General features: G+C 41.7%; 27 protein-coding genes. 8 read left to right on the top strand and 19 right to left on the bottom strand.

Going from position 1 to position 26,396, the window contains the following annotated elements:
- Nucleotides 1-16: 16 nt before the first annotated feature.
- From VY86_RS07765 to rfaQ, 6 genes are all read right to left on the bottom strand, one after another.
- Entirely contained in the window at nt 17-760 is a 744-nt protein-coding gene (locus VY86_RS07765; protein ID WP_046974536.1) for a glycosyltransferase family 25 protein, read from the bottom strand.
- Between the two features lie 27 nt (nt 761-787).
- On the bottom strand, nt 788-1,675 hold the full coding sequence (locus VY86_RS07770) for a GNAT family protein (RefSeq protein ID WP_046974537.1): 888 nt from the start codon (nt 1,673-1,675) through the stop codon (nt 788-790).
- Nucleotides 1,676-1,708: 33 nt separating this feature from the next.
- Nucleotides 1,709-2,665, bottom strand: coding sequence for a polysaccharide deacetylase family protein (locus VY86_RS07775; RefSeq protein ID WP_046974538.1), 957 nt, complete (start codon nt 2,663-2,665; stop codon nt 1,709-1,711).
- A 142-nt stretch (nt 2,666-2,807) separates the two neighbouring features.
- Entirely contained in the window at nt 2,808-3,902 is a 1,095-nt protein-coding gene (locus tag VY86_RS07780; RefSeq protein WP_046974539.1) for a glycosyltransferase, read from the bottom strand.
- Nucleotides 3,899-5,029 (bottom strand): glycosyltransferase family 4 protein, encoded by a 1,131-nt coding sequence (locus VY86_RS07785; protein ID WP_046974540.1) that lies wholly within the window; start codon nt 5,027-5,029, stop codon nt 3,899-3,901. The genes VY86_RS07780 and VY86_RS07785 overlap by 4 nt, the downstream gene beginning before the upstream one ends.
- Nucleotides 5,026-6,090: a putative lipopolysaccharide heptosyltransferase III gene (gene rfaQ, locus VY86_RS07790; protein ID WP_046974541.1), complete on the bottom strand. Its 1,065-nt coding sequence runs from the start codon at nt 6,088-6,090 to the stop codon at nt 5,026-5,028. Before rfaQ ends, VY86_RS07785 begins: the two co-directional genes overlap by 4 nt.
- Before the next feature lie 230 nt (nt 6,091-6,320).
- Here rfaQ and waaA point away from each other — a divergent pair, with 230 nt between their 5' ends.
- Genes waaA through coaD form a run of 3 tightly spaced genes read left to right on the top strand, consistent with a single transcriptional unit; the run spans nt 6,321 to nt 8,854 of the window.
- Nucleotides 6,321-7,598: a lipid IV(A) 3-deoxy-D-manno-octulosonic acid transferase gene (waaA, locus tag VY86_RS07795; protein WP_021324103.1), complete on the top strand. Its 1,278-nt coding sequence runs from the start codon at nt 6,321-6,323 to the stop codon at nt 7,596-7,598.
- On the top strand, nt 7,599-8,372 hold the full coding sequence (locus VY86_RS07800) for a glycosyltransferase family 2 protein (protein WP_046974542.1): 774 nt from the start codon (nt 7,599-7,601) through the stop codon (nt 8,370-8,372).
- A complete protein-coding gene (coaD, locus tag VY86_RS07805) occupies nt 8,372-8,854 on the top strand; it encodes a pantetheine-phosphate adenylyltransferase (RefSeq protein WP_046974543.1) in 483 nt (160 codons plus the stop codon). Before VY86_RS07800 ends, coaD begins: the two co-directional genes overlap by 1 nt.
- A gap of 75 nt (nt 8,855-8,929) precedes the next feature.
- Here coaD and mutM read toward each other — a convergent pair whose 3' ends face one another.
- Nucleotides 8,930-9,739, bottom strand: a complete 810-nt coding sequence (mutM, locus tag VY86_RS07810; protein WP_046974544.1) for a bifunctional DNA-formamidopyrimidine glycosylase/DNA-(apurinic or apyrimidinic site) lyase — start codon at nt 9,737-9,739, stop codon at nt 8,930-8,932.
- A 121-nt stretch (nt 9,740-9,860) separates the two neighbouring features.
- Between mutM and rfaL the strand changes: the two genes are divergently transcribed.
- Complete coding sequence (gene rfaL, locus VY86_RS07815) at nt 9,861-11,075, top strand: O-antigen ligase RfaL (protein ID WP_046976759.1); 1,215 nt, start codon at nt 9,861-9,863, stop codon at nt 11,073-11,075.
- A 57-nt stretch (nt 11,076-11,132) separates the two neighbouring features.
- Here the strand turns inward: rfaL and VY86_RS07820 are convergent, their stop codons facing one another.
- From VY86_RS07820 to radC, 7 genes are all read right to left on the bottom strand, one after another.
- Entirely contained in the window at nt 11,133-12,308 is a 1,176-nt protein-coding gene (locus VY86_RS07820; protein WP_046974545.1) for a glycosyltransferase, read from the bottom strand.
- On the bottom strand, nt 12,289-13,407 hold the full coding sequence (locus VY86_RS07825; protein WP_046974546.1) for a glycosyltransferase family 4 protein: 1,119 nt from the start codon (nt 13,405-13,407) through the stop codon (nt 12,289-12,291). Before VY86_RS07825 ends, VY86_RS07820 begins: the two co-directional genes overlap by 20 nt.
- A 7-nt stretch (nt 13,408-13,414) precedes the next feature.
- Nucleotides 13,415-14,413 (bottom strand): glycosyltransferase family 9 protein, encoded by a 999-nt coding sequence (locus tag VY86_RS07830; RefSeq protein ID WP_046974547.1) that lies wholly within the window; start codon nt 14,411-14,413, stop codon nt 13,415-13,417.
- Between the two features lie 186 nt (nt 14,414-14,599).
- Entirely contained in the window at nt 14,600-15,721 is a 1,122-nt protein-coding gene (locus VY86_RS07835) for a glycosyltransferase family 4 protein (protein ID WP_046974548.1), read from the bottom strand.
- 174 nt (nt 15,722-15,895) lie between these two features.
- On the bottom strand, nt 15,896-16,063 hold the full coding sequence (gene rpmG / locus VY86_RS07840; protein WP_010847629.1) for a 50S ribosomal protein L33: 168 nt from the start codon (nt 16,061-16,063) through the stop codon (nt 15,896-15,898).
- 11 nt (nt 16,064-16,074) lie between these two features.
- Entirely contained in the window at nt 16,075-16,311 is a 237-nt protein-coding gene (gene rpmB / locus VY86_RS07845) for a 50S ribosomal protein L28 (protein WP_004265123.1), read from the bottom strand.
- 239 nt (nt 16,312-16,550) lie between these two features.
- Nucleotides 16,551-17,243, bottom strand: coding sequence for a RadC family protein (gene radC / locus VY86_RS07850; protein ID WP_046976760.1), 693 nt, complete (start codon nt 17,241-17,243; stop codon nt 16,551-16,553).
- A gap of 201 nt (nt 17,244-17,444) precedes the next feature.
- Here radC and coaBC point away from each other — a divergent pair, with 201 nt between their 5' ends.
- From coaBC to slmA, 3 genes are all read left to right on the top strand, one after another.
- Complete coding sequence (gene coaBC / locus VY86_RS07855; protein ID WP_046974549.1) at nt 17,445-18,659, top strand: bifunctional phosphopantothenoylcysteine decarboxylase/phosphopantothenate--cysteine ligase CoaBC; 1,215 nt, start codon at nt 17,445-17,447, stop codon at nt 18,657-18,659.
- Nucleotides 18,637-19,095, top strand: a complete 459-nt coding sequence (gene dut / locus VY86_RS07860) for a dUTP diphosphatase (protein ID WP_036838854.1) — start codon at nt 18,637-18,639, stop codon at nt 19,093-19,095. The genes coaBC and dut overlap by 23 nt, the downstream gene beginning before the upstream one ends.
- A gap of 116 nt (nt 19,096-19,211) precedes the next feature.
- Nucleotides 19,212-19,811, top strand: a complete 600-nt coding sequence (gene slmA / locus VY86_RS07865; RefSeq protein ID WP_021324114.1) for a nucleoid occlusion factor SlmA — start codon at nt 19,212-19,214, stop codon at nt 19,809-19,811.
- Between the two features lie 63 nt (nt 19,812-19,874).
- On the opposite strand, the gene pyrE is transcribed toward slmA, so the two are convergent.
- Both pyrE and rph read right to left on the bottom strand, forming a co-directional pair.
- Complete coding sequence (pyrE, locus tag VY86_RS07870) at nt 19,875-20,516, bottom strand: orotate phosphoribosyltransferase (RefSeq protein WP_046974550.1); 642 nt, start codon at nt 20,514-20,516, stop codon at nt 19,875-19,877.
- Nucleotides 20,517-20,598: 82 nt separating this feature from the next.
- Complete coding sequence (gene rph / locus VY86_RS07875) at nt 20,599-21,315, bottom strand: ribonuclease PH (RefSeq protein WP_021324116.1); 717 nt, start codon at nt 21,313-21,315, stop codon at nt 20,599-20,601.
- Between the two features lie 125 nt (nt 21,316-21,440).
- On the opposite strand from rph, the gene VY86_RS07880 reads away from it, so the two are divergent.
- Nucleotides 21,441-22,304, top strand: a complete 864-nt coding sequence (locus VY86_RS07880; RefSeq protein ID WP_021324117.1) for a YicC/YloC family endoribonuclease — start codon at nt 21,441-21,443, stop codon at nt 22,302-22,304.
- Nucleotides 22,305-22,657: 353 nt separating this feature from the next.
- Here VY86_RS07880 and fic read toward each other — a convergent pair whose 3' ends face one another.
- The 3 genes from fic to VY86_RS07895 form a co-directional block, all read right to left on the bottom strand.
- Nucleotides 22,658-23,770, bottom strand: coding sequence for a protein adenylyltransferase Fic (fic, locus tag VY86_RS07885; RefSeq protein ID WP_046974551.1), 1,113 nt, complete (start codon nt 23,768-23,770; stop codon nt 22,658-22,660).
- Between the two features lie 265 nt (nt 23,771-24,035).
- The gene (locus VY86_RS07890; protein WP_046974552.1) at nt 24,036-25,079 is read right to left on the bottom strand and encodes a virulence RhuM family protein; all 1,044 of its coding nucleotides are present in this window, start codon (nt 25,077-25,079) and stop codon (nt 24,036-24,038) included.
- A 77-nt stretch (nt 25,080-25,156) separates the two neighbouring features.
- Nucleotides 25,157-26,374 (bottom strand): MFS transporter, encoded by a 1,218-nt coding sequence (locus tag VY86_RS07895; protein ID WP_046974553.1) that lies wholly within the window; start codon nt 26,372-26,374, stop codon nt 25,157-25,159.
- Nucleotides 26,375-26,396: the final 22 nt, after the last annotated feature.

Raw genomic sequence — 26,396 nt, forward strand, 5'->3', positions numbered from 1 at the left:
ACCCTTTAACCAGTATTCAATCTTTTTTAATTTTATATATTTTTCTAACAAAGATTTTCCATAATATATTTTTAATCTTTACAGAAAAGGGCCTTCTTTTCCTTATTTCTTTCCAAATTTTTCCTGCCTTAATATTATGCTCACTATCCCGCCCCGATATGGTTGTATTAACAGCATCCTCACTTTCTGTAACCAAAGCGGGCACTGTACAACATAATTTTATAACGCCATTTTCCCTGAAAAATTCCCAGCGATCTGCAACCAACCATACAGGATAAAGGAAAGCAATGAGGTTTTTAGCTGCCTGATTATTCAATATATAACCACAAGCTAATGTGGCGTCTAATACCGATTTAATATCCACACCACAAGAAAGATTATATTTAGAATGTTCAAAATATTGACTGGCTTCACTCAAAAGAATAGCAGAAGGGGCTATTATCTTTTCTTGCTGAATTTCATTTAAGAATTCAGGCAAACGTTCATTTAAGATAACATCATCCTCTAATATTAATGCCATAGGAATATTATTTTCAACGATATTCCTGTAGATTTTTATATGACTTAAAGCACACCCAATCTCACCAGGCGTTATAGCATCACTTAATTCTCTTGTTTGCCTCTGTAACTCCTCCTGTGATAACAGGCGGCCATCAACAGCCTCAATAAATTCATAATCTAAGTTTAGTTTAATACATTGTTCTGCTATTCTTTTCCTTCTCTCTGTAGAATGTTTAAGATTAATAATAAAAGTTTTCATATCCTGTGCTAATGCTCCATTATTCGATTAAGGAAAAATCACTCTTTGTAAGTTGTCTCTATTGCACCACCTATTTTTATATTCAAATGTTGGCCGCCCGAAACTAAATCTCATCTCCAAATTATTTTCACGGCTGTATTCAATAGCATCCTTAACATTAACCCATGTAGAAACCGTTCCTAGCGATAGATTTGGATAGCTCAAATCCATTCCGCTATTAACATAGTCATAGCAAATCCATTTTTCACATTGTTTTTTAACAATAAATTGCATTGCGCAAGGATTTCCTTCTAACCATAAAATATTACCAAAATTTATAGCGGGTATTTCTTCAAGAATTTCCTGCATTTCATTTTTATATGCATGTTCATTCCTGCGTTTAAAATAGAGATAATCATAAATATCTGTTAATTCTTTCGCATCATAATGATCAACATTAACAACACTCCCCCCACTTTTTATAAAACGATTCAACTCTCTATTTCTTGTTTCTCTTGTTTTTCTAGAGATATCCTTAACCAGACAGATCTGTCTTTTAGAATTTAATTTTTCCGAACAGTTAATAGTATTAACTTTATTTTTCGACGACATAAACTTTGATTTAAATGGAATAATAGATCTAACATCCGTTCTAATCGGCAATATTATCTCATCAAAATTAAGTGGATACTTATTAATTCCTTCTTTAATGACAATTTTCTGCTCACCAGCGAGGTAGCGATCTCTCCAGCTACAGATACCACCAATGATATTCCCTGAACCATCTCTTTTTATATAGAATTTCTCATTTAGCTGAAAACGCTTATGGAAAAATTCCAAGATTTTTGGAGAAGTGATCACACTTCCCCCGTATAAATTATAAGCCTCTTGATAATCATCAAAGGAACCTAATTTCCAACCAAAATTTAGTAGCATCAATTAATCCTGTCAGTTTTATTTTTTCAATTATTACGACTTCTTTAACTGGTAATATTCAGCCAATGTCATCCCTTGAACCCGCGATTTCAAATAGTTAAATAATCCCTCCAAATCCTGATAAAGACTCTCAATTTGTTCTTCATTTTTAAATGTCGGGCTACCACCAGGCATAAATTCAGATGAATGCAGCATAAATTCAACATAATCACAGCCTTCTGCCAATGTTTGCTGAATAACTTTCTTCATTTGCTCCAGATTACCACCTTTTGGCCGTAACCAGTTAACAGAAGGAGAACGCGGCTTTCCGCGCAAATTATCGTATTTCTGTTTCAGGGAATTCATCAACGGCGAGTGCTTATATTGGATGCTCATTGGTACTTCCAGCAAAGAAGAACCGCCTTCTTTGGAGATATCCTGCAAATCCATAAAATAGGCATAAGATGGAAAGTGGCTATAATCAGTTCCACCGTTACCATTAGGATCACCTTTTGTGAAACGCCAATTAACCCGCGGCGTTACCGAACAATCGACTTGATAGCCATATTCCACCAACAATTCAGCATAATATTCATTAAATGCCCAACGACCCGCCCGATGGCTTAACATTTTAGTTTGCAGTTTATCTTCTAATAACTGAGTCATTAGACTAACTTTGGCTCTGACTTGTTCTTTTGGAAATTCAATCAGATAAGGTTTATAGCGCATATCATCGTCGGTAAGAGGAGCAAGAGGTGGATTATTCCAGGCATGTAAATGCATACCTATTTCACCTTGACCTCTGGCAATAACATCTTTAGCAAAGTCAATGTATAAATCATCCATAGCCATCTCATAGTTCGTCAACCAAACTGGTTTAAAACCAAAACGTTCGCATAGACTCTGAAATCTTGGTAAATAACGCGTATTTTCTGTCGAAATCTGACTGTGGTTTTGCCACAGGTCATCACCTTCAGTATCAATCGTAATAATAAATGCGGGTAAAGTCATTAGAGATGTGCCCAAAACAGACCCAAAATAATGGCGTTATGGTACGCAGGTCAGCGATACAGCGCAATTAACTTATCGCTAAAAGAGTAGCTATGTGCAACTTTATTTACTCATAGTAAACAATGAGTTAGCTTATTCAGCTTTACAAAGATAAATATTTTGCCAAAACAATATCTAAATCAAACTTCTTATACATATCCTCTGTGATGGCAGGAGATTCCTGATAAACAAACCTCATTTTTTCTGCAAGTGAGTCAACTGTCAGTTCTGATTTATATTTTTCCAATTCACCGACCATAATTTCATTCACACCACCCGGACATGCCACACTGATAATTGGAGTATCGCAAATCAATGATTCAATCAGTACATTACCCAGCCCTTCACTGTCAGAACTCAAGACAACCGCTTTAGCTCCACGAATAACAGGTAATGGGTTTTCGAGGAATCCGGTTAGGATGACTTTAGATTGTAAGTTTAAATCCACAATCTTTTGTTTTATCTGTTGAGTAATAGACTCATCGCCATGTCCAACAATCAATAACTTACATGGCAGAGCTGCTTTCGCAAAAGCCTCTAATAAACGATCATGCCGCTTAACCTGATGAAATCGGCCAACATGTAATAAATACGTTTCATCCGAATAAGGATTATTTTGCAAAGATTTTTCTTTAATGTCAGGAATGTTGAAAGGATTATAAATTGTCACCATTTTCTTAGACATGAGTGACAGATTAATGGCTAAATCTTTCCCAACGGCATCAGATACACAAATTAGATTTCGGTTATTATATGTCCATTTAATTTTCTGTTTCTTGATCCAACGGGGTAATCCGCTTTTATTGCCAAGGTACGAACTCGAGAACACACCATGAATACAAAACCACACATTTAATCCCGCCAGTACCTTTGATTTCACGACAATGCGATCGGTTTTATGCAAATTTGATACAATCAATGAGGGGATTCCCTTCCGAAGAAATATTTTTTCTAAAACCTTATCCATAGATTTAGCCCTACGGCAAATCTCAGTCTGTCTTCTGAAAGGCCCATTGTACTCGTCAGCATCAATAATCAGTTCAATACCACCAGGCACTAAATACTCACATTTTTCCGCCAGAGAAAGCAGCGTAATATCATACCCTTTCTGTTGCAGACCATCACAAAGCCGGATAGTGACATTTTCTGCACCTCCACCAGGTAATCCATCAATGATAAATAATATGTGTCCTTTCATGATGAGAGCACCCTTTCGTATAGTCCAATCAGCTGTTGTGATAAATGTTCCGGTGTATAAGGCAGTACCTTAGTTCTCGCTAATTCCGACATTTTATTATTCAAATGATCAGAAGGCGTATTTTGAATCGCTTCTGTAATATCCCGGATATTCAAAGCATCACATATAAACCCGTTACTTCCAGAGGTAACAAATTCAGCACCACCGCATGTTGTACTAGTTATGACCGGAAGCCCACAAGCCATTGCCTCCAATATCACATTTGGGAATGGATCATATAAGGTAGGCAACAATAAGCCATCTGCAATCTGATAAAAAGGCAGTGTCTTTTTCTGAATGCCCATAAATCTGATTCGCTCATTGCACCCCAGAGAATTGGCTAATTGCTTATATTTCTTCTCTTCTTTATCCTGACCCACAACAATTAAATATGCATCAGTAGCACTCACTGCTTGAATCGCTACTCTTAGCCCCTTTCGCTCAAACCCGGAACCGACATAAACGAAACATTTCGCCTGTTGGGGAAGATCATATTCTTTCCTTAACAACATTCTCTGAGATTCTATTGCCGGAAAAAATTGCTTATGGTCTATCGCATTATAAATAACCGATATTTTTTTCTCCGAAAGGCCAAAATCCGCCATGACTTCCCGTTTTACCATTTCCGAGTTACAAATAACCATTTTTAGTTCTGGCGCCGAATACATTTTTTGCTCAGCATCCATAACATAACGATGGTAACGACTCGCAAAAAGTAATTTGCCTCTCCAAGAGGATAAAACCCGGGCACGCTGCTGCAACCACCGCTGATGAACACCATCACCCGCACGGTAAATATCGCAACCAGCAATGCGTTCGTGACTTTGAACAAGATCAAATTGCTCTTTTTCCCATACTGCTCTGGCCGCTTTAGCAAATCCTCTCTCACGGCTGATTCTTCCCCATTTATGAGGATTTGCTAAATGAACATACCAGTCAGGGCTAATGTCTCCCTGCCAAGAACGAGTAATAACATTAAGCTCCAGATTTTCATTACCTAAAGCTTCTAAGGCGCGGGAGACAAAACGTTCTGCACCACCATCCGGGCGATATTTCTGCCGAACAATAGCAAGACGTACTGATTTCATAATAAATTTCTCCGGGCAGCAGCAATAACTACATCACTGGGAATGACATTCAGATAACGTATGCCCGTTTTAGTATCAACATCATCAGGATCAGGTAAATCACCATAATCACCAGCCCAAATTACTTCACCCTTCGCTTCCCATGGGTGCCAGAATACTAACTTTGATGGCCCAAATAAAGCAATACAAGGTGTTTTCAATGCTGCGGCCATATGCATAGAAATAGAGTCTACCCCTATGAATAAATTAGCTTCATCAATCAGCGCTGCAAGTTGAGGCAAGGTTAATAGGCCAGCAAAAGAAATAACGCTTTCTTTTGGGCAGCTTGATAAAATAGTCTCGACCATATCTTCTTCCTTACGATCTGGCCCGGAGGTAACAACAATTGTCCAACCATCAGACTGTAACGCACTAATCGTTTCACCCATCTTTTTCTCATCCCAACATTTGAAAAACCAGCGGGATGTTGGCTGCACCACAATATATTTTTGACTCACCCCGTGCTGCTCAAGAAGTGCCCGGACAGCGTCTCTATCCTCCTGACGGTAACTCATTGTCACTTTAGTACTGGTCGATGGAAGATTTAACAGCGAAAGAGTTGACAAATTTTGCTCAACAACATGCAAAAATTCACTATGCTCTGTCGGCACTAGATTTGTGAAACATTTTTTCCAAAACAGGCTTCGTCGTTTTGCTAAATCAAACCCAATACGTACTTTTGCTCTGGTAAATCGTGTCACAAACGCACTATACCATTGATCAGAGAGATTAATAACTATGTCATATTTACGATTCCTTAATTGTTTAAGTAGTCTCCATTCATGACTAAAATGTGCTCTAGCGCCTTGCTTCTTCCATTGCCTGTCCATAGAAAATATATTCGCCACAGAAGAAAAATTAGCCAGTATCGGTTCTGTTTCTTTGTAGAGTAAAACATCAATTTCTACTGAGGGATAATTATCCTTCAGAGTATTAATAACAGGTGTCACTAATAGCACATCACCATGATGTCGTAACTTTATTATCAGAATACGGCTAAATTGAGTTGGTAATTTACTCATGGCATTCCCAGTATAAAGATACAGATAATAAGGAAAAAGCTGTCTCTATATGTTCGGAAGCTGCAAGAAACTCCTGCTACTTTTATATATAATAGAAGCACAATTTTACCCCAAAAACCTAATTTACCGTTCCTATTCTGTTCAGATTCTAGAAGCCATACGCATTTTCATACTTTCTTTGAAGCAGTGTGGTACTATTGGCGCTAATTTATATAAATGAATTTGATAGAATGTTACTGCGTTTATATCAGGTACTTCTCTACCTTATCCAACCTCTGATTTGGTTGCGCTTATTACTTCGCAGCCGCAAGGCTCCTGCTTACCGTAAACGTTGGGGTGAACGTTATGGTTTCTGTGCCGGTAAAGTTGCCGCTGGGGGCATTCTGCTTCACTCAGTGTCCGTCGGTGAGACATTGGCTGCAATCCCTTTAGTTAGAGCTTTACGCCATCATTACCCTTTTTTACCGATTACGGTGACGACGATGACACCAACGGGTTCAGAAAGAGTCCTCTCCGCGTTGGGAAATGATGTCAATCACGTCTATTTGCCATACGATCTTCCCGGCTCCATGGAGCGTTTTCTCAATCAAGTTAATCCAAAGTTAGTCATCATTATGGAAACAGAACTTTGGCCTAATCTGATTTTTCAACTCCATCGACGTAACATTCCTCTGGTTATTGCCAATGCCCGTTTATCTGCACGTTCAGCAGCGGGATACCAGAAAGTCGGTAATTTCGTAAAAATAATTTTACGAAAAATTACCCTGATTGCGGCGCAGAATCAGGAAGATAGCGAACGTTTTATTGAACTGGGTTTGCGGCGCTCTCAACTGGCTGTCACCGGTAGTTTGAAATTCGATATCTCAGTAACACCTGAATTGGCCGCTAAGGCCGTAACATTACGACGCCAATGGGCTGCTCGCCGTCCTGTCTGGATAGCGACCAGTACTCATGATGGAGAAGAGAGCATTATTCTGGATGCTCATTGCAAGTTACTAAAACAATGTCCAAATCTGCTGCTGATCCTGGTGCCACGCCATCCTGAACGTTTTGCTAAAGCTGAAGAATTAACAAAGAAAGCCGGGCTAAGTTATATCCTTCGCAGCTCCGATAAAATTCCTGACGCCAATATTCAGGTTGTTATCGGCGATACTATGGGTGAGCTAATGCTGCTCTATGGTATTGCTGATCTGGCTTTTGTTGGTGGCAGCCTGGTTGAACGCGGTGGGCATAACCCACTGGAAGCCGCAGCTCATGCCATTCCAGTGTTGATGGGCCCACATACCTTTAACTTTAAAGATATCTGCGCCAAACTGGATCAGGCTAATGGTCTGATTACCGTTACGGATAGCCAGTCTTTGTTCACCGAAATCAATAGCTTACTGACTGACGAAGATTATCGCCTGTATTATGGCCGCCACGCAGCGGAAGTATTACATGAAAATCAGGGAGCGCTTCAGCGTCTGCTTAAATTACTGGAACCCTACCTCCCATCCCGGAGTCACTAAATGAATGAGAGAAAGCGCCTTTCCGTTGTAATGATTGCTAAGAACTCAGCGGATCTGATAGCAGATTGCCTGGCCTCAATCAGTTGGGCTGATGAGATCATCGTGCTTGATTCTGGCAGTTCAGACGATACCTGCCAGATAGCACAGGCAATGGGGGCAAAAGTATTCTCTAATATTCACTGGCCGGGGTTTGGTCGTCAGCGTCAACTGGCTCAGCAATATGCTTCTGGCGATTATATTTTTATGATTGATACCGATGAGCGTGTGACGCCAGAACTGAGAGTATCCATAGAGCAGGTTCTGGCACATGCTGATGACAACAAGGTCTATAGTTGCGCCCGCCGGAATCTGTTTCTTGGCCGCTTTATGCAACACAGCGGCTGGTACCCGGATCGAGTTATTCGCCTCTACGCCCGCAATCGTTATCAATATAATGATAATCAGGTTCATGAATCCCTTGAATCTCATGGAGTTCCAATTGTTATTTTGAAAGGGGATTTACGCCATCTTACTTGCCGTAATCTGATTGAGTTTCAGACAAAACAGCTGAATTACGCTAAAGCATGGGCAAAACAGCGTTATGAACAAGGTAAACAGTGCAGTTATTTTTCGATTTTCAGTCATACTTTTGGGGCTTTCTTTAAAACTTGGCTGTTGCGTGCTGGCTTTCTTGATGGTAAACAGGGATTAGTGCTGGCTATCGTTAACGCTCAATATACGTTTAATAAGTATGTTGCGTTGTGGGAAAAGAGATTGCAAAAGGGTAAAAATTGATGACAACCAAAGCTATTTATCCCGGAACATTTGATCCTGTTACCTATGGGCATATTGACATCGTTACCCGCGCTGCAAATATGTTTGACCACGTCTTATTTGCTATCGCCAATAGCGCCAGAAAGAACCCAATGTTTACTCTGGATGAGCGCATTACCCTGGCGAAAGAGGTGACCTCACATCTGGATAATGTAGAAGTGGTCGGTTTTTGTGAGCTGATGGCTAATTTCGCCAAAAAACAACAGGTCAATGTTCTTATCCGTGGTCTTCGTTCAGTATCTGATTTTGAGTATGAATGGCAGCTCGCCAATATGAACCGCCACTTTATGCCTGAGTTAGAAAGTGTCTTTTTATTGCCATCACAAAATCTCTCGTTTGTATCTTCATCCTTGATTAAAGATGTCGCCCGCCACGATGGCGATATCTCATCATTTCTGCCAGAACCTGTTGCACAAGCCATGCTAAAAAAACTCGGCAAGTAATTTACTGAGCTTACTGGGAGCGACGCACAGTAGGATCTCTCCCTATGCTACGCCTCCCCAAGTTTCCGGTATCAACTAAGACTGACAGCGACGACAAAAGAAAGTACTGCGCTGCCCAAGTTTAATACTCTCTATTTTCTCACCACAAATCCGGCATGGCTCTCCTGCCCTGCCATACACAAACAGTTCCTGAGCAAAATACCCCGGTTTACCATCAGATTGCAGGAAATCCCTGAGTGTTGTCCCTCCCTGCTCAATAGATCGTTGCAGGACCTTTTTAATCGTTTCTGCCAATAAATCCGCCTCACGCTCAGTCAACGTATGTGCCGGGCGATCAGGCCGAATATGAGCAGTAAACAACGCTTCATTCGCATAGATATTACCGACACCGACAACCAGTTTATTATCCATTAACCAAGGCTTAATCAATGTTCTTTTACTATTTGATCGAGTGTAGAGATAAGCACCGTTAAAATCATTAGAAAGTGGTTCAGGCCCCAAATGCGTTAATACTGAACACTGATTGAGATCATCACTCCATAGCCACGCTCCAAACCGTCTTGGGTCGGTATAACGCAAAACCTTGCCGTCTGCCATGACTAAATCCACATGATCATGTTTCTCCGCAGGGCGTTCCTCCAACAAGATCCGCAAACTGCCCGACATGCCCAAATGGACAATAATCCAACCATCTGCCAATTCAATCAGCAAATATTTGGCCCGGCGTTGAACACTGAGCACAAGCTGATCACTCAGCTTCATAATTTCTTCCGCTACCGGCCAACGTAACCTCCCATTCCGGACTAGCGCATGTTGGATCACGTTCCCTACCAGATGTGGTTCTATCCCTCTCCGGCTGGTTTCTACCTCTGGTAGTTCTGGCATGATAATAACTCCTGTATTATGTCTGTTTGTTTCAACTCTATTGCATCTCAGCAGATTAAGATAATCTTTTCATGTATCATTTCCAACCAAGTTCAACCGAAATGAAAACAGATTGATGAATATGTTTAATCTTAGAAATTGTAATAAAAAATCATTATGGAATTTATCCCTTATTGGGATTTATATAGCCCTTGTTTATCTGCCTGATATAACAAGATATAAAAACCTGGTTATTATCCTGATTGGCATTACCGCGCTGACCTATCTGGTAACAGATTTTCGTCAGGTAATGCACTCTATGCGTAATTCGCTATTCCTATCTATTTTGCTGTTCATCTTAGCAATGTTCTATTCAATCGCGATTTCAGTCGATCCCGCATTGAGTTTTCAAGAGATGAATAAACCTATTCTAAATGGATTGCTGCTGTTCAGTTTTACTTTTCCGGTTGTATTGTACAAAGAGAATAAAGAAAGCATTGCCAAGATGATTCTGTTCTCATTCGCCATTGGGATGCTGGCAATATGCCTGACTGATATCGGTAGATACATTATTAACTACAATCGGGGTGAAATGCCTTTTACCGACTACAACCACCGGGAATTTTCTTACGGTTTTATTTTCTATTTCCCAATATTACTTTGCACCTGGGCATTGTGGAAAAAGCACACCTTAGTTAGCTGGCTGATATTGGCTGTTGCTTCGGCTATCAGCCTGTTTCTGTTGTTAGGCACCTTAACCCGTGGTGCCTGGGTAGCTGCTGTTGTTATAACGACCTTTATCATCACTATTAACCGGGAATGGAAACTAATTATAGTGGCAGGTTTAAGCCTTAGTCTTTTGGCCGGAGTTAGCCACCTCACTATGACAGATAATGCAAATACCAAATTACTATTTAAACTTACCCAAACAGATAGTAGCCACCGCTATACCAACGGCACCCAAGGAGCTGCTTTTGCTTTAATTCTAGAAAATCCAATTAAAGGTTACGGTTATGGCAATAAAGTCTACCATAAGGTCTACAATGAACGAGTTAATGACTATCCAGACTGGATATTTCGCACGTCTATCGGCCCCCATAATATCTTTCTGGCGCTCTGGTTTGCAGGTGGAATCATCGGCCTAATCACAACTTTATTGATGACTATCTCAGCGCTGTACACCGGTAGTCATATTATCACCCGTAACAGCGGAAGGATAAAGCAGGCAGGCATTATTCTACTGACCGGGTTTATCGGGCTATTTATTGTCCGTGGCGCCTTTGAAAATACCTATATCAATGAAATAGGTATTTTATTTGGCTTGATGATTGCGCTGTATAAAAAGAAAAGTGACTAGCAAAATATCCCAGCTATATCATCAGTGGCTGTATATCGCCTATCTCTACACCGATTATTATGCAGAAATATCCTTTGATATCGTCTGCATAATAAGCCTGGCCCGTCTATCCCAGTTAAGATGCTCTGTTACCAGCATTTTTGCATAACCGACTTGCGCTTTAACTCTCTCTGAGTTGTCTCTCAATAACTGGATTTGCTGAGCAAAACTTTCCGCATTCTCACTGTCAGCAAAACTGACCGCGTTTTCATCAACCACATCACGAATAGAAGGAAAATCGGAAATAACCACAGGTTTCCCCATCGCCATATACTCAAATAGCTTCAGTGGTGAGGTATAGCGGCTACCAATACTGGTTTTAGTTAATGGCAACAGACAAATATCATTATCTGCAATTATCTGGAAACGCAATTTAGGCTGAATAAACCCAAGAAAATTGACTCGGTCACAAACACCAATCTGCTGAGCAATCTGCCGTAACTGTTGAATCTGTTCTGGTTCACCACCCGCAATATTCAGTACTGCATCTTCAAGATGACTCATCGCCTTAATCGCCGTCGGAACCCCCTTCCAACGATGCAAACTTCCCAGATAAAGAATTTGGGTTGGTAATTTGTGGTTAGTTGATGCGAGTTTATTTGATGATATCGACTCTACTGCCAGCATATCTACACCATCTGGCGTAACAACAATAGATGTATCGACATGATATTCATTGATAATGTCATCACGCAGTAGCGACGTCAGAACAAAAACAACCCTGGACTGACTATAAACAAGATGTTCAGTTTCTCTTAACTTCTCATATTTATGCTGATCTTTATTTTTACTCAAATCATGTGACTCTTTAAACGACTGAGCAAAAACCTCATGACTTTCGAAAAAAAGAGGAATTTCTGGATGTTTACATAAGAGATACTTCGCCATTTTCAAATTACGGGTAAAAACGGCATCTACCCTGTTCTTTTTCAACCAACTGGAAACCTGAAAATAGAACATCTTTTGGGTATTCAACGGAAAGTACCATTTACGCCGGATATTGCGTAATGATATCAATTTAGCCGATGATGATAATGAGCGTCCAAGAATCTCCTCTGCGGTATTTTTACCTTCAGGCGTAACCAGATATACATCAGCCCCCTGTCGAGCAAACGCATCAACATTCTGCAAAATTTGTAATGATGCAACCCGATAGTCAGGAACCGGATAAGGATCAATATAGGCAATCTTCATTGTTTATTGCTTTCAGTAAACGATTTGCTGAATGTTCCCAGGTATACATTGTTTCAATCCGCTGGCGGGCTTCTTTTCCCATTCTTTGCCCTCTGTCTGGCTGAGACAATAAAAAATTAACTGCATCGACAATGGCTGAAGCATCCCCTGGCGTGACCAAAATACCTGACTTATTCTCGTTACCGACAACTTCCGGTATGCCTCCGATATAACTGGCAATAACAGGTCTGCCACACGCCATAGCTTCCGCGATCGTTATTCCAAACGCTTCATCACCAATACTTGGGAAGATCCCCGCATCACCAGCAACATAATATTCAGGCAATTGATCATGTCCTACAGGTGGGTGAAAAATTACCTGCTTTTCCAATCGCAGTACCGCAACCCGTTTTTCCAGACGTTTCAGGTCTTCACCCGCTCCGATAATCAGTAATTTAACATCTTTATCCTGTAGCTGAGCCATTGCATCAACCGCCACATGCATACCTTTCCAACCAACCAAACGCCCGGCAAAGGTCAGTAAAAATGTTTTATCACTGATTCCAAGACGAGTTCTGACAGAAGAGTCAGTCGGCCTGAATTTATTAATATCAACTCCGTTGTAAATAACCTTTGGGAATTGTTTAAAATGGTGCTGAATCTGCCAGGCATTAAAATGACTGCATGCCACCCAGGCTGAAATTCGTTTACTCAGCGTTCTGTCACCCTTGAAGAAACTGGTACCACCGCTCATATAACAAAACTTAGTACGACTCCCTTTTGGCATCATTCGTGGCCAGAGAAAATCAAATGGTTTAGTCAGAATAATCCAATCAAAATCTTCAGTAATAACCGTATTACGGGCATGGCGGGCAAACGAGTAGCGCTCAATAATACGCTGAAAACGCCGGCCGATATTAATCACTTTCTCTCTGGGAGTGAATGGAAAAGTATGAATCTGTATTGTTCTCCCATTTAGCTCTGGCCGGACATCACCCGTCCCCCCCAAAATATGTATCTCATGACCAGCATCAGTCAACGCTTTCGCAAGTTCCCAGACTGCCGTCTGAATTCCACCGTAAGACATAGTCACAGTGACATCAATTAAACCTATTTTCATCTGTCTATTACCCTGCTGACCTGGTTGCCAATAATTTCTGAGTTGCCTGCCAGACTTGTTCAACAGATATAGCAGACATCGGATCTTCACGTGTGGCTTGCATATAATGAACAGGATGCTCAATCACTACCAAATGTGCATGCTGTTGAGGCGCTAAAAAACGGCCCGGATGAAAACTGTGATACATCGCAACCATCGGGATACCTAATGCGCCTGCTAAATGTGTCGGCCCAGTATCAACGCCAACGTACAAATCAAGTTTGCTCATCATTGCCGCATTTTGTCGCATTGTCAGTCTCCCTACCAGCGAAGTACATTTTTCAGCACCGAGTCTTTCTGCCAATGATTGAGCCACAATTTCACCATCAGTGCTGCCTAATAACATAATATGCGAATGTGGATAACCGCGATAAATGCATTGCGCTAATTTATAAAAATGTTCAACCGGCCAGTCACGATAAGCTTTTGCCGGGAAGCTTTGTAACTGAAAACCAATCAGGATCTTATTATTCAAATGATGCTGCCGCATAAAATCATCGGCAAAACGGAGTTCCCCTTCACTAACACAATAATTCAACCGCCAATCACTCACCTCAACATCTACCGCATTAGCCAGCATCGCCCGCTCCTGCTGAGCTGGCATCAATACTTCTGGCTTTTTCACTGCCATCCAACCCGATTGCAACGAAGATTCATCTGAAAATGAAACTGTTAAACGTGATTTGCGTTTTGCATACTGTAATAATGGCTTATCGTCGCTATATACTAAAGCCAAATCATAATGTCTACCGGTAAACCAACCACACCACTTTGCTTTACCTTTTGAAAAAGCAGTCAATCTATTGATATCACTTATATTTTCAAGGATCTGTTTGGTTCTTTTATGCGCCATAACATCAATATTCGCACCAGGCCATTTCTGCTTTAAAGCACGAAGTACCGGTGTCACCAGTAAGGTATCACCGAAACGCGCTATGACAATGACCAGAATATTTTGGATTTGCATAAGACAATTATCTGATTAATCTGCTATAAAATTCAACAAAATATACAACAAAGCTTTTTTGTATGCTATCGTTCGGGATAGGATAATTAAACTACAATCAACTTTATAGCCATTTAATATCAACAAGTTATTTTTCGTCCAGAACCATAAATCAAAGGATAGCACCGAGAATAATCTTAAAGAATGTTAATGCTTTTTACCTTTAATGCTGTGAAAAAAGATCTTTTCCATTTTATCCAGCATATTATCCATTCCAAATAAAGCAATTGCCCGCTCTAATGAAGAATGACTGAATTGCAAGCGCAGTTCATTATTATGAATCAACAACGCTAAACTTTCTGTCAATAGCTCTACGTTTCTGGGTTCCACGATATAACCCGTTTCACCATCAACTACTGCCTCGGTAATCGCGCCAACCGAGGTTGATACAACAGGTATCCCACACGCCATTGCCTGCATAATCCCTTGTGGCACGCCTTCATTACCAAAAGAAGGTAATGCAAATAAATCCATCGCATTCAGGCAATCAGGAACATCCTGACGGTTACCTAAAAAAATGACACTATCCGACAAACCTTCTCGCTTCACCAACGGTTCCAGTGACTTACGTTGTGGACCATCACCAACAAACAAAAGCTGCCAGTCAGGATATTTCTGGTGCAGAACTTTCCAACTTTCTAACAGATAACGATGCCCTTTCCAGGTTCTCATCGTCGCAACGACACCTAATGTCGGTTTATCCTTAATACCAATCCGCTGACGGCAAACCTTCTTATCTTCCGGCCGAAAACGATCCAAGTTGATACCGGTGGGTACCGATGTCATATGTTGTAATGGATAACGATTATTGGCATGCAAATGCTGGCGTAGTTTTTCACCTGTAGTCGCAATATGCCGGCATGCTTTCAGATACAACCAACGGGTTGTCATTGAATTAGAAACCTGGGTTGAGACATGCCGGGTTCTGATCATCGGCGGCATATACCTTAACGTTGCACAAGCCAAAGCAACCAACCATGAATCTGTCGAGCTATGGGTATTAATAACGTCAAACTGACGGCCTTCTTTTTTCAACCAGTTACGCATAGCAAGAAAGCTGGACCGCCGTTTTTTCTCAATAGGCAAGGCTACAACTGGCACACCATAAGATTTTGCTTCACGGTAGATGTTAGAATTTGGACAGCAAACAATAACCACCTTGTGCCCACGTTTTATCATTCCCTGGGATTCCGTCAGAATACGAATTTCCTGACCTCCCCAACCACAAGAAGATTCTGTATGTAAAATATTCAGTTTTTCTTTAGCCATTTCGGCTCCATATCCAGCCTGCCGGAAGACGTTAGTATAGCGAAACAGCATCTTACGTCTATGAATAACCGGATATATATGAAACGTTGAGAAGAATGAGTGAATATCGACTATAAAATCTATAGGCAACAAAAAACCCGGCCTAAGCCGGGTTTTTTATCAAATCAGCCAAAGTTATTTAATCTTAGCTTCTTTGTACATTACATGCTGACGAACAACTGGATCAAACTTTTTCATTTCCAGTTTCTCAGGCATAGTGCGCTTGTTCTTCGTAGTGGTATAGAAGTGACCAGTACCAGCTGAAGAAACCAGCTTGATTTTATCGCGAATACCTTTAGCCATTTTTCAGCTCCTTAGTACTTCTCACCACGGGTACGAAGTTCAGCCAAAACTGCATCGATACCCTTCTTATCAATCACACGCATACCTTTAGCAGATACACGCAGAGTTACAAAGCGCTTCTCGGACTCAACCCAGAAACGGTGGGAATGCAGGTTAGGCAGAAAACGACGCTTAGTCGCATTCAATGCGTGAGAGCGGTTGTTACCACTCATCGGGCGTTTGCCAGTAACTTGGCAGACTCGGGACATGTCTATTCTCCAAAAATCAAATCAGCTCGAGCTTTGTATTGGGTATGGCCGCCTCGTCAGGCTTAGGAGCCCATCTCAGCAAATTCTACTGAAAAGACTCACACTTACTCAGAAAATGTGCTGAGATAGGCTCTTCTCGCCAAACCAAAGATCCTCAAAGGTGGCGTAGTATACGCCCTCAATCGCTGACGCTCAAGTCCCGCACAACTAAAGATCCCCAAGGAGCTTGAAAAAGTTGGCTAAATCCAGCCTCGTTCAGCAAATGAGACACAACATTGCCGACCAATAACCAGATGATCCAGCACTTGTACACCAACCAAATTGCAGGCATCAATGACTTTGTCTGTAACAATTTTATCCGCCAAGCTAGGCTCCGCATGACCAGATGGGTGATTATGCGCCAAAATAATAGATGAAGCATTTACCTTTATCGCCGATCTGACAATTTCACGAGGATGAACTTCAACTTTATTGATTGTGCCTTTAAACATCTCCTCATGACAGATGACCTTATTTTGATTATTGAGAAACAACACAACAAATACTTCCCTGTCACGCCCTGATAACAAGTTTTGCAAATACTCTTGGGTCACACTTGGGCTGCTCATAATATCTTCATGAACGAACTGACTGGAGAAAAAACGCTTTGCCAATTCTGCAATAGCCTGCAATTGTGCATATTTGGCTAATCCCATCCCTTTATGAGAACAGAAAGTGTCATAATCAGCAGAGAGTAAATGGTACAGAGAGCCAAATTCTTTCAGCAAAAATTCAGCCATCCGTAAAACTGGAATCCCTCTGGTCCCGGTACGCAGAAAAATAGCCAGTAGCTCCACATCCGTTAGAGAAACTGAACCATATGCCAGTAATTTTTCTCTGGGAGCTAAATTTGAATATATTTCTTCTGTATTTTCAGCAATGCCAACTTCCATATATTCATCTCCCTGCCCCTGTTTCATCTGATACAAACAGTATTCCATGCCTTAACAATAAGGACGAACGTCATATTCATAAGCTGCGTAGCCGCTCGCAAACTTACCCTTTTTCACTATCAAAGTTCAGACTATCCTCAACTCTGTAATCTCTTGTGATAAAATCCAGAACCCTTGCAACTTAATATTCGGACAACCACGATGGCAGGACTTTCCGGCAAACAGATTGTGCTCGGTATTAGCGGAGGGATCGCCGCTTACAAAACACCCGAACTGGTACGCCGCCTGCGTGGTCGCGGCGCACAGGTACGTGTAGTGATGACACCGGCAGCAGAAGTGTTTATTACCCCACTGACGTTGCAGGCAGTTTCCGGTTACCCCGTCTCCGACAACCTGTTAGATCCGGCCGCGGAAGCTGCTATGGGGCATATAGAACTTGGCAAATGGGCTGATCTCATTATTCTCGCCCCAGCTACGGCTGATTTACTGGCTCGTCTGGTAGTTGGTATGACAAATGATCTGGTGACAACTGTCTGTCTGGCTTCCGCGGCACCCATTGCCGTGTTACCTGCAATGAATCAACAAATGTTTCGTGCTCAAGCAACACAACACAATCTCAAGATTCTTGAAGAGCGAGGGGTTTTCCTGTGGGGTCCGGACAGTGGCAATCAGGCTTGCGGTGACGTTGGCCTTGGAAGAATGCTGGAGCCAATGGCGATTGTTGAACTGGCTGAAAAACATTTTCAAGCAAGCCACGATTTAGCTCACCTAAAACTTGCTATTACCGCCGGACCAACCCGTGAAGCACTGGATCCTGTCCGTTTTATCAGCAATCACAGCTCCGGCAAAATGGGGTTTGCCATCGCCCAAGCCGCAGCGGCACGTGGCGCAGAAGTCACCCTTATCACAGGCCCCGTCAATTTACCGACCCCACCGGGTATCAAACGAATCGACGTAACCAGCGCCTTGGAAATGAATGAACAAGTACAGGCAGTAGCCGGTTCACAGGACATTTTTATTGGTTGTGCTGCGGTTGCAGATTACCGCGCTAAACAAATTGCCCCAGAAAAAATTAAAAAACAGGGGGAAGAAATTACTTTTACTCTGATTAAAAACCCGGACATTGTTGCCAATGTAGCCACAATGCAAGAAAATCGCCCTTTTGTTGTTGGATTTGCGGCTGAAACCCAGAATGTGGAAGAATACGCACGTAAAAAACTGGACCAAAAACATTTGGATCTGATTTGTGCGAATGATGTATCCCTTACTGGTCACGGCTTTAACAGTGATACTAATGCACTACATTTGTTCTGGCATGAGGGGGATATCCGCTTACCTCATAGTAATAAGTTATTACTCAGCCACCATTTATTAGATGAGATAGTCAGACGCTATGATGAAAAAAATCGACGTTAAAATCCTTGATCCACGTATTGGGCAGGAATTTCCTCTGCCAACTTACGCGACTCCCGGTTCCGCAGGTTTAGATTTGCGGGCTTGCCTCGACAACGCGGTAGAACTAGCTCCAGGACAAACTGAACTTCTTCCAACCGGGCTTGCTATTCATATTGGCGATGAGCAACTGGCAGCGGTTATTCTGCCCCGTTCAGGCCTTGGACATAAACATGGCGTCGTTCTGGGTAATCTGGTTGGTTTGATTGATTCTGATTACCAAGGTCAGCTGATGGTTTCGGTCTGGAACCGTGGTGATAAAACTTTCACTATCGAGCCAGGCGAACGTATCGCTCAGATGGTTTTTGTACCCGTCGTTCAGGCTGAATTCAATCTGGTGGAAGATTTTGAAACCAGCGAAAGAGGCAACGGTGGTTTTGGTCATTCCGGTCGCCAATAAATCTCTGTAAAACCTAATATCATTAACCAATTATCATATTCTTTGCTCAAAATACCCTTGGGCAAAGAATTGCTGATTTGTTTATTTTACTGTTCTTAGCAGAGGTCTTGTCAGACATGGCAGAAAACGAAAATACGAAGAAAAGAAACAGGCGCGAGGAGATTTTGCAGGCCCTTGCGCATATGTTGCAATCCAGTGATGGCAGCCAGCGGATAACTACCGCTAAACTGGCTGCCAACGTAGGCGTTTCCGAAGCTGCACTGTACCGGCATTTTCCCAGTAAAACCCGGATGTTTGACAGCTTGATCGAGTTTATTGAAGACACATTAATTTCACGAATTAACCTGATTCTGCAAGACGAAAAAGACACCATTACTCGTATCCGCCTGATATTGGTTCTGATTCTGTGCTTCTCAGAAAAAAACCCAGGTCTGACCCGTATCATGACAGGCCATGCTCTGATGTTTGAACAAAATCGGCTGCAAGGGCGTATAAATCAATTATTTGAACGAATTGAAGTACAGATCCGTCAAGTTTTGAAAGAGAAAAAATTACGTGATGGGCAAGGTTTCAGTTATGATGAGTCGTTATTAGCTTCTCAGTTACTGGCGTTTTGTGAAGGAATGCTATCACGCTTTGTTCGCTCAGAATTCCACTATCGTCCAACACAGGAATTTGAAGCACGCTGGCCATTGTTATTAGCTCAGTTACAATAAGCTATTCTACTACTACTCACCCCGCCCGTTATTGGGCGAGGGCTTTTTTTTAAAGCTTACCTGTCAGATACCGTACTGCTCACGATATGCCTTCACTGCATCCAAGTGATCTTTCATCTCTGGCTGACTATCTAAATAACTAATCAAATCATTCAGGGTAATAATGGAAAACACACTGCAACCATAATCTCTTTCAATTTCCTGAATTGCTGAGATTTCACCCTTCCCTCGTTCCTGGCGATCAAGACAAATCATCACACCGGCAAGCGTCGCATTATGCTGCTTGATAATTTCCATGGATTCACGGATAGCTGTGCCTGCGGTAATAACATCATCAACCAGAACAACATTTCCTTTAAGTGGACTACCGACCAAAGTGCCACCTTCACCATGATCTTTAGCTTCCTTGCGATTAAAACAATATGGCATATCAATATCATGATGATCTGCCAATGCAACCGCCGTTGTTGTTGCGATTGGAATCCCCTTATAAGCTGGTCCGAACAACAAATCACACTGAGTACCGCTATCCAACAATGCTGCCGCATAAAAACGCCCGATTAACGCCAAATCACGCCCGGTATTAAACAGCCCGGCATTAAAAAAATACGGGCTTTTACGTCCTGATTTCAGGGTAAATTCCCCAAACTTCAGTACCTGTTTTTTTAGCGCAAGCTCAATAAATTCGCGCTGATAGGCTTTCATTGGTGTCTCTCCTCTCTCTTAGCTATGGTTATCCGCCATACAACAGGCACAAAAAAGGCGACTAATACGTCGCCTGATCAACTTATTGTTTTAACGCGTTTCTCTGCGCTTCAAAAATGTCCTCTAATCCCCCCTTGGCAAGGGACAACAAGGACAACAACTCATCATGACTAAACGGCTCGCCTTCCGCGGTGCCTTGCACTTCAATCATCCGGCCATCTTCCATCATCACAACGTTCATATCAGTTTCTGCTGCTGAATCTTCAACATATTCCAGATCGCAACGGCCTTCACCACCCACAATACCGACAGAGACCGCAGCAACCATTGATTTCAGCGGACTTTCTTTTAGCTTACCCGCTGCAACTATTTTATTCAGCGCATCAACCAGCGCTACACAAGCACCCGTTATAGCAGCTGTACGGGTACCGCCATCAGCCTGAATCACATCACAATCCAGGGTAATGGTGTATTCACCCAGTTTTTTCAGATCAACAGCAGCACGCAGTGAACGGGCGATTAAACGCTGGATTTCCATAGTACGCCCCCCCTGTTTTCCTCTGGCTGCTTCACGGGCATTTCGGGTATGAGTAGAGCGCGGCAACATGCCATATTCAGCTGTAACCCAACCTTGTCCCTGGCCTTTCAGGAAACGGGGAACCCCTTCTTCAACGGATGCATTACATAACACTTTGGTATCCCCAAACTCCACCAGAACCGAACCTTCCGCATGCTTAGTGTAATTACGGGTTATAGTGATAGGCCGCACTTGCTCTGCCGCTCTTCCTGCTGGGCGCATAGTGTTATCTCCGTTGTTAAATCATTATTGGGGGCGCATTATACGGCCTAACAGGGCTAATGCCTATCCTGCATCTACAACGAGCGTTATAATCCCTTAATCTTTTATTTAAATGAGAACGAATCATGATTCGTAGTATGACGGCTTTTGCACGGCGAGATATCAAAAGTGAATGGGGCAATGCGGCTTGGGAACTGCGCTCCGTTAATCAGCGTTATTTAGAGACTTATATCCGCCTGCCAGAACAATTCAGAAGCTTGGAACCAGTGATCCGTGAACGCATTCGTTCCCGTCTGACTCGCGGAAAAGTTGAGTGCAACCTGCGTTTCGAACTGGACTCACGCACTCAAGGCGAACTCATTCTAAATGAAACTTTAGCGAAACAGCTGGTAAATGCGGCGAATTGGGTTAAACAACAGAGTAATGAAGGTAAAATCAATCCTGTTGATATCCTCCGCTGGCCAGGTGTCATGGCCGCGGAAGAGCAGGATTTGGATGCTATCAGTACCCAACTGCTGGAAGAGCTGGAGAAAACACTGGATGCTTTTATTCAAAGCCGTGAAACCGAAGGTACTGCACTTAAAACCATGATTGAACAGCGTCTGGACGCTGTCACCGAAGAAGTCAGTAAAGTTCGCCAGCAAATGCCTGAAATCATGCAATGGCAGCGGGAACGCCTGCAAACTAAACTGGAAGAAGCTCAGGTACAGCTCGAAAATAACCGTCTTGAACAAGAGCTGGTCCTGTTGGCTCAACGCCTTGATGTGGCGGAAGAATTAGATCGCCTTGATGCCCATGTTAAAGAAACCCACAATATTCTGAAGAAAAAAGAAGCCGTCGGCCGTCGTCTGGATTTTATGATGCAGGAATTTAACCGCGAGTCTAATACTCTGGCATCTAAATCTATTAATGCCGATATCACCAATTCCGCTATTGAATTGAAGGTGCTGATTGAGCAGATGCGGGAGCAGATTCAGAATATTGAGTAAGTTTTCATAGCATTCCACATCACTACACGAAGCCAGTATAGATACTGTTTTTACTGGCTTTCAATTCAAATAAAAGGGTAGAAATTTGCCACTACGGTATTACCGGTAGGTTGGAATATTATCTGTCATTGATTGCCAAAGTTTTACACCCAAAAAACTACTAAATTATGAACTGTTAGCGACTAAGCCTTGATTGTAACCAAAACCGAGTATCTGAATTTCAACTGCCCCAGTTTTATTTTTTCATAGCACCGAATAGTAAAAACATTGTGAATACATACATTTTTTTAGGAGCCATCGAAACTGTTCATAATTAAAATTCTTTTCGTTTTACCCACGCATTTTTATATCTATTAGCTATTTACATAATACGTAAAATCATTATTGTCCTGCGTTATCAAGTGCATCAGCTTTGGATGGACAAACAGTTTCTCTTTACCAACAGTTTTCTCTTGTAATACCCCAATGTCGACCAACTGTTTTAAGTACACCGAGGCAGTTTGACGCTTAGCGATGTCACGCTCAACCAAATTACTAATGCGGCAGTAAGGTTGTTCAAATATCACCTGCACCAACTCATGGCTGTAAATTTTAGGCAGACTCTGTTTTATATACTCGCTGGTGTGTTCAATCAGAACTCTTACTACGGCGATTTTATCAGTGGTCCATTTCGCAGTTTGCTCTACCGCAGTCAACATATAGATTACCCACTCTTCCCATTTTCCAGCGACAGTGACTTGAGTGAGCAACTGATAATAATCACTTTTATGTTGTACGATGTATCGGCTTAAATAGAGAATTGGCAACGTCAAAAGCTGCTGTTCAATGAGATAGAGGATATTAATGATACGGCCAGTACGCCCATTGCCATCGGTAAATGGATGAATAGCTTCAAACTGGTAGTGAGCAATAGCCATCTTGATTAGCGGATCGATGCAATCTTCCGCATGTAGAAACTGCTCCCAATTGCTGAGTAAATCGCGGATGTGAACCTCACCCACTGGTGGCGTATAAATAATTTCACCAGTTGCCTGATTACTAAGCGTTGTACCGGGAATTTTACGAATATTCATATCAGCAGCTTTTAGTCGGCTACAAACTTCAATGGCTGTATTCATACATAGTGGTCGCCGAGTTAATTGTATGAACCCTTCATAAAGTGCAGTACGGTAGCGTAGTGCTTCTTTAGTCGCAGGATCAGCCAGACTGTCTTCTTGTGCATATTGGAACAATTTGTCTGAAGTAGTGACAATATTCTCGATTTCTGAGCTGTCTTTTGCTTCCAGTAGTGGCAATAAATTAATGAGCAAACCCTGATTAGGCAACAATTTACCGGCTTGCTTAAGCTCAGCCAGTGCAGCTCTGGCAGGTATACAGGCTTTTAGTACCGCAATGGACTCCATCACCTTTATGGTTGGCGGCAATAAGGGAATAGCATTAAAAGGCGCATCTGGCTGCCATGTCATGTTTACATTTCCTATTTTTTTCGATACGTTGCGAGTATATGTTGATGACATCGACACGTAAAGATTTTATGTCGATAAAATTGAGAAATTTCGACACATTTTAGCAATATGTCGATGATGTCGACATATAAAAACCATGGGTCGAAAAAATAAGAGAATATCGACGTGTCATCAACAAACGTCGATACAATCGGCACTATTGCATTCATATTCATGTTGTTTAAGCACAACAATATGCTTTTCCATAATATTATTCATATTGGAATTAATTGTTACCGGGGCGCTCTTTCTTATCTGTAATTTTTGCAAATTGGCTATTTAAACTGGATAAGTCCTGTTCATCCGCAGTTATTGCCTCTGTTATTAACCATTGCTGATGAAATTTATCATATTCAAACTCAGCCAGTTCCTTCGCCATTAGATGCGATATCTTACCAGCATGATTAAGCACATCCCGATCATTCAATGTTAAAAATCCATCTAACTTCTTCACCCAATCAGCCATATGCATAGGAATTCGACGCATGGCCTGTCCTTCCGCAAATACCAAATATTGCTCTATTAGATTATTCAATGCTTGTAACTCTTCTTCTGTCAGATAGTTTTTAGCATTCACTACATCACTTTTACGAACTTTAGTACCACGCCAGTTCGTCAATCCCATATTAGGGAGACGGCTATCAACACGTTGATGAATGATTTCCGCTGCGGTCTGCCCTGTAATTGCCCAATGAATTTTGTTCTGTACTGTTTTAAAGAAGTTAATGCTGATGGCCTGTGTTGGATCATAATCCACACTGGTCGCATAAATATCAGTGATTTTTTGATAGAAACGTTTTTCGCTGGTACGAATATCTTGAATACGTCGAGTCAGCTCTTCAAAGTAATCAAATGGCTGATCCGGGTTTTTCAGACGTTCATCATCCAGCACAAAGCCTTTGACAATATATTCCCGCAAACGACGGGTTGCCCATTGGCGAAAACGTGTTGCGGTATGGCTCTGCACCCGATAACCAACTGAGATAATAGCATCCAGATTATAATGTTTAAGACTTCTTCTAACTCGCCTTAAGCCTTCTTTTCGAACTACTAAGAAATCCTTAGTTGTTGAATTTTGCTCAAGCTCTCCTTCTGTAAATATATGTTTCAAATGCATTTGCACATTTTCTGGACTTGTCTGAAACAACTCCGCCATCAATGCTTGCGTCAGCCAAACTGTTTCATCCTGAAAACGAACATCCAATCGGGTTTCCCCATCTTCGGTTTGATAGATAATAAACTGTGAATGATTATCTGTTGTGTTTTCCATTTTTTTCTCTTCAAACAAGTACCGGGTATTGCACAAAGCAAACAATGAACACGATGTCTTTGGCAATACCAGCTTTATTAAACTGCTCTGCTACTTTCTATATTCTCTTCTCCGTTAAACATAAAAAATATCCCGCCAGTCAGTAATATCAATACACCGGATATCATTAAAAGGAGTTGAATATTAATATAGTCAGCAATTGGACCAAATATCACCATACCTAACGGCAGAGAGCAGGACATAGCAATTTGAACCAAACTAAATACTCGCCCCATCATCTCCGGCTCAACTTTTTCCTGCATAACAGAGATCATTGGTGCGTTAAAACAAGGCGTTATCGCGCCCAAAGAGATGTTTAATGCCAGATACAATGGAAACCAATATGCATTGCCAAGAGCAATCATAAATATACCGAACAGTGTGCAAGCTATTCCCGTTATACGCAGTTTATTTTTATATTCACTCCAAAAAGAGATCAGCAATCCACCTAACAATGCTCCGGCACTAAATGTCATTTCGTTAACGGCTAAACGCCATGACTCTTCACCAAATGTCCTGTTAACCAATAGAGGTGTCAAAAAAGCAGCCGGACTAATCAGGAAGCAAACACAAATCAGAAAAATCAAAATATTTCTGATTAGCTTATTCTCTTGCAGATAGCGAAAACCCGCTAGCATCGCCTGAAATTTATTATCCGGTATGGAATCAGAAGCTATTTTGGCAATAGGAATAAATGCAACAATACTGATACCAATAACAGCAGTAGCAACATCCACTAAAAGAATATTCTCAATCGAAGTCTGAGAATACAAAAAACCACTAATGGCTGGAGAAGCCAGCATCGTCAGTGAATTCAGAGAAGTATTAAGACCATTAACCCGCAACAGTTTCTCTTTCGGGACCAGTTGTGGAATGATAGCACTAGCCGCCGGAGCCTGAATACCCGTACCAAACGAGCGGATAATCAGTGCCACAAATAGCAGCTCAATACTCTTAAACCCAAGCATAAAAGAGATCGCCAAACCAAGGGTCACTAATGCAATCAGCGCATCAGAGGCAATACAGAGTAACTTACGGTTGTAGGTATCAGCCCAAACACCGGCAAATAAAGAGATTAATACCTGTGGAAGAAATGCGCAGAGTACCGCGATAGCCAGCATTTCTCCTGATGAAGTATTTAAGGTGATATACCAGACAATCGAGAATTGGACAATAGAAGAACCAAGCAGAGAAATTGTCTCAGCTAATAAAAAAAGAGTTATTTTTCGTTTCCAACCTGTATGTAATGCATTCATTTTAATCACACCTTTAGAAACC

The sequence above is a fragment of the Photorhabdus thracensis genome (genome assembly GCF_001010285.1).
In the GTDB taxonomy this organism is placed as follows: Bacteria; Pseudomonadota; Gammaproteobacteria; order Enterobacterales; family Enterobacteriaceae; genus Photorhabdus; species Photorhabdus temperata.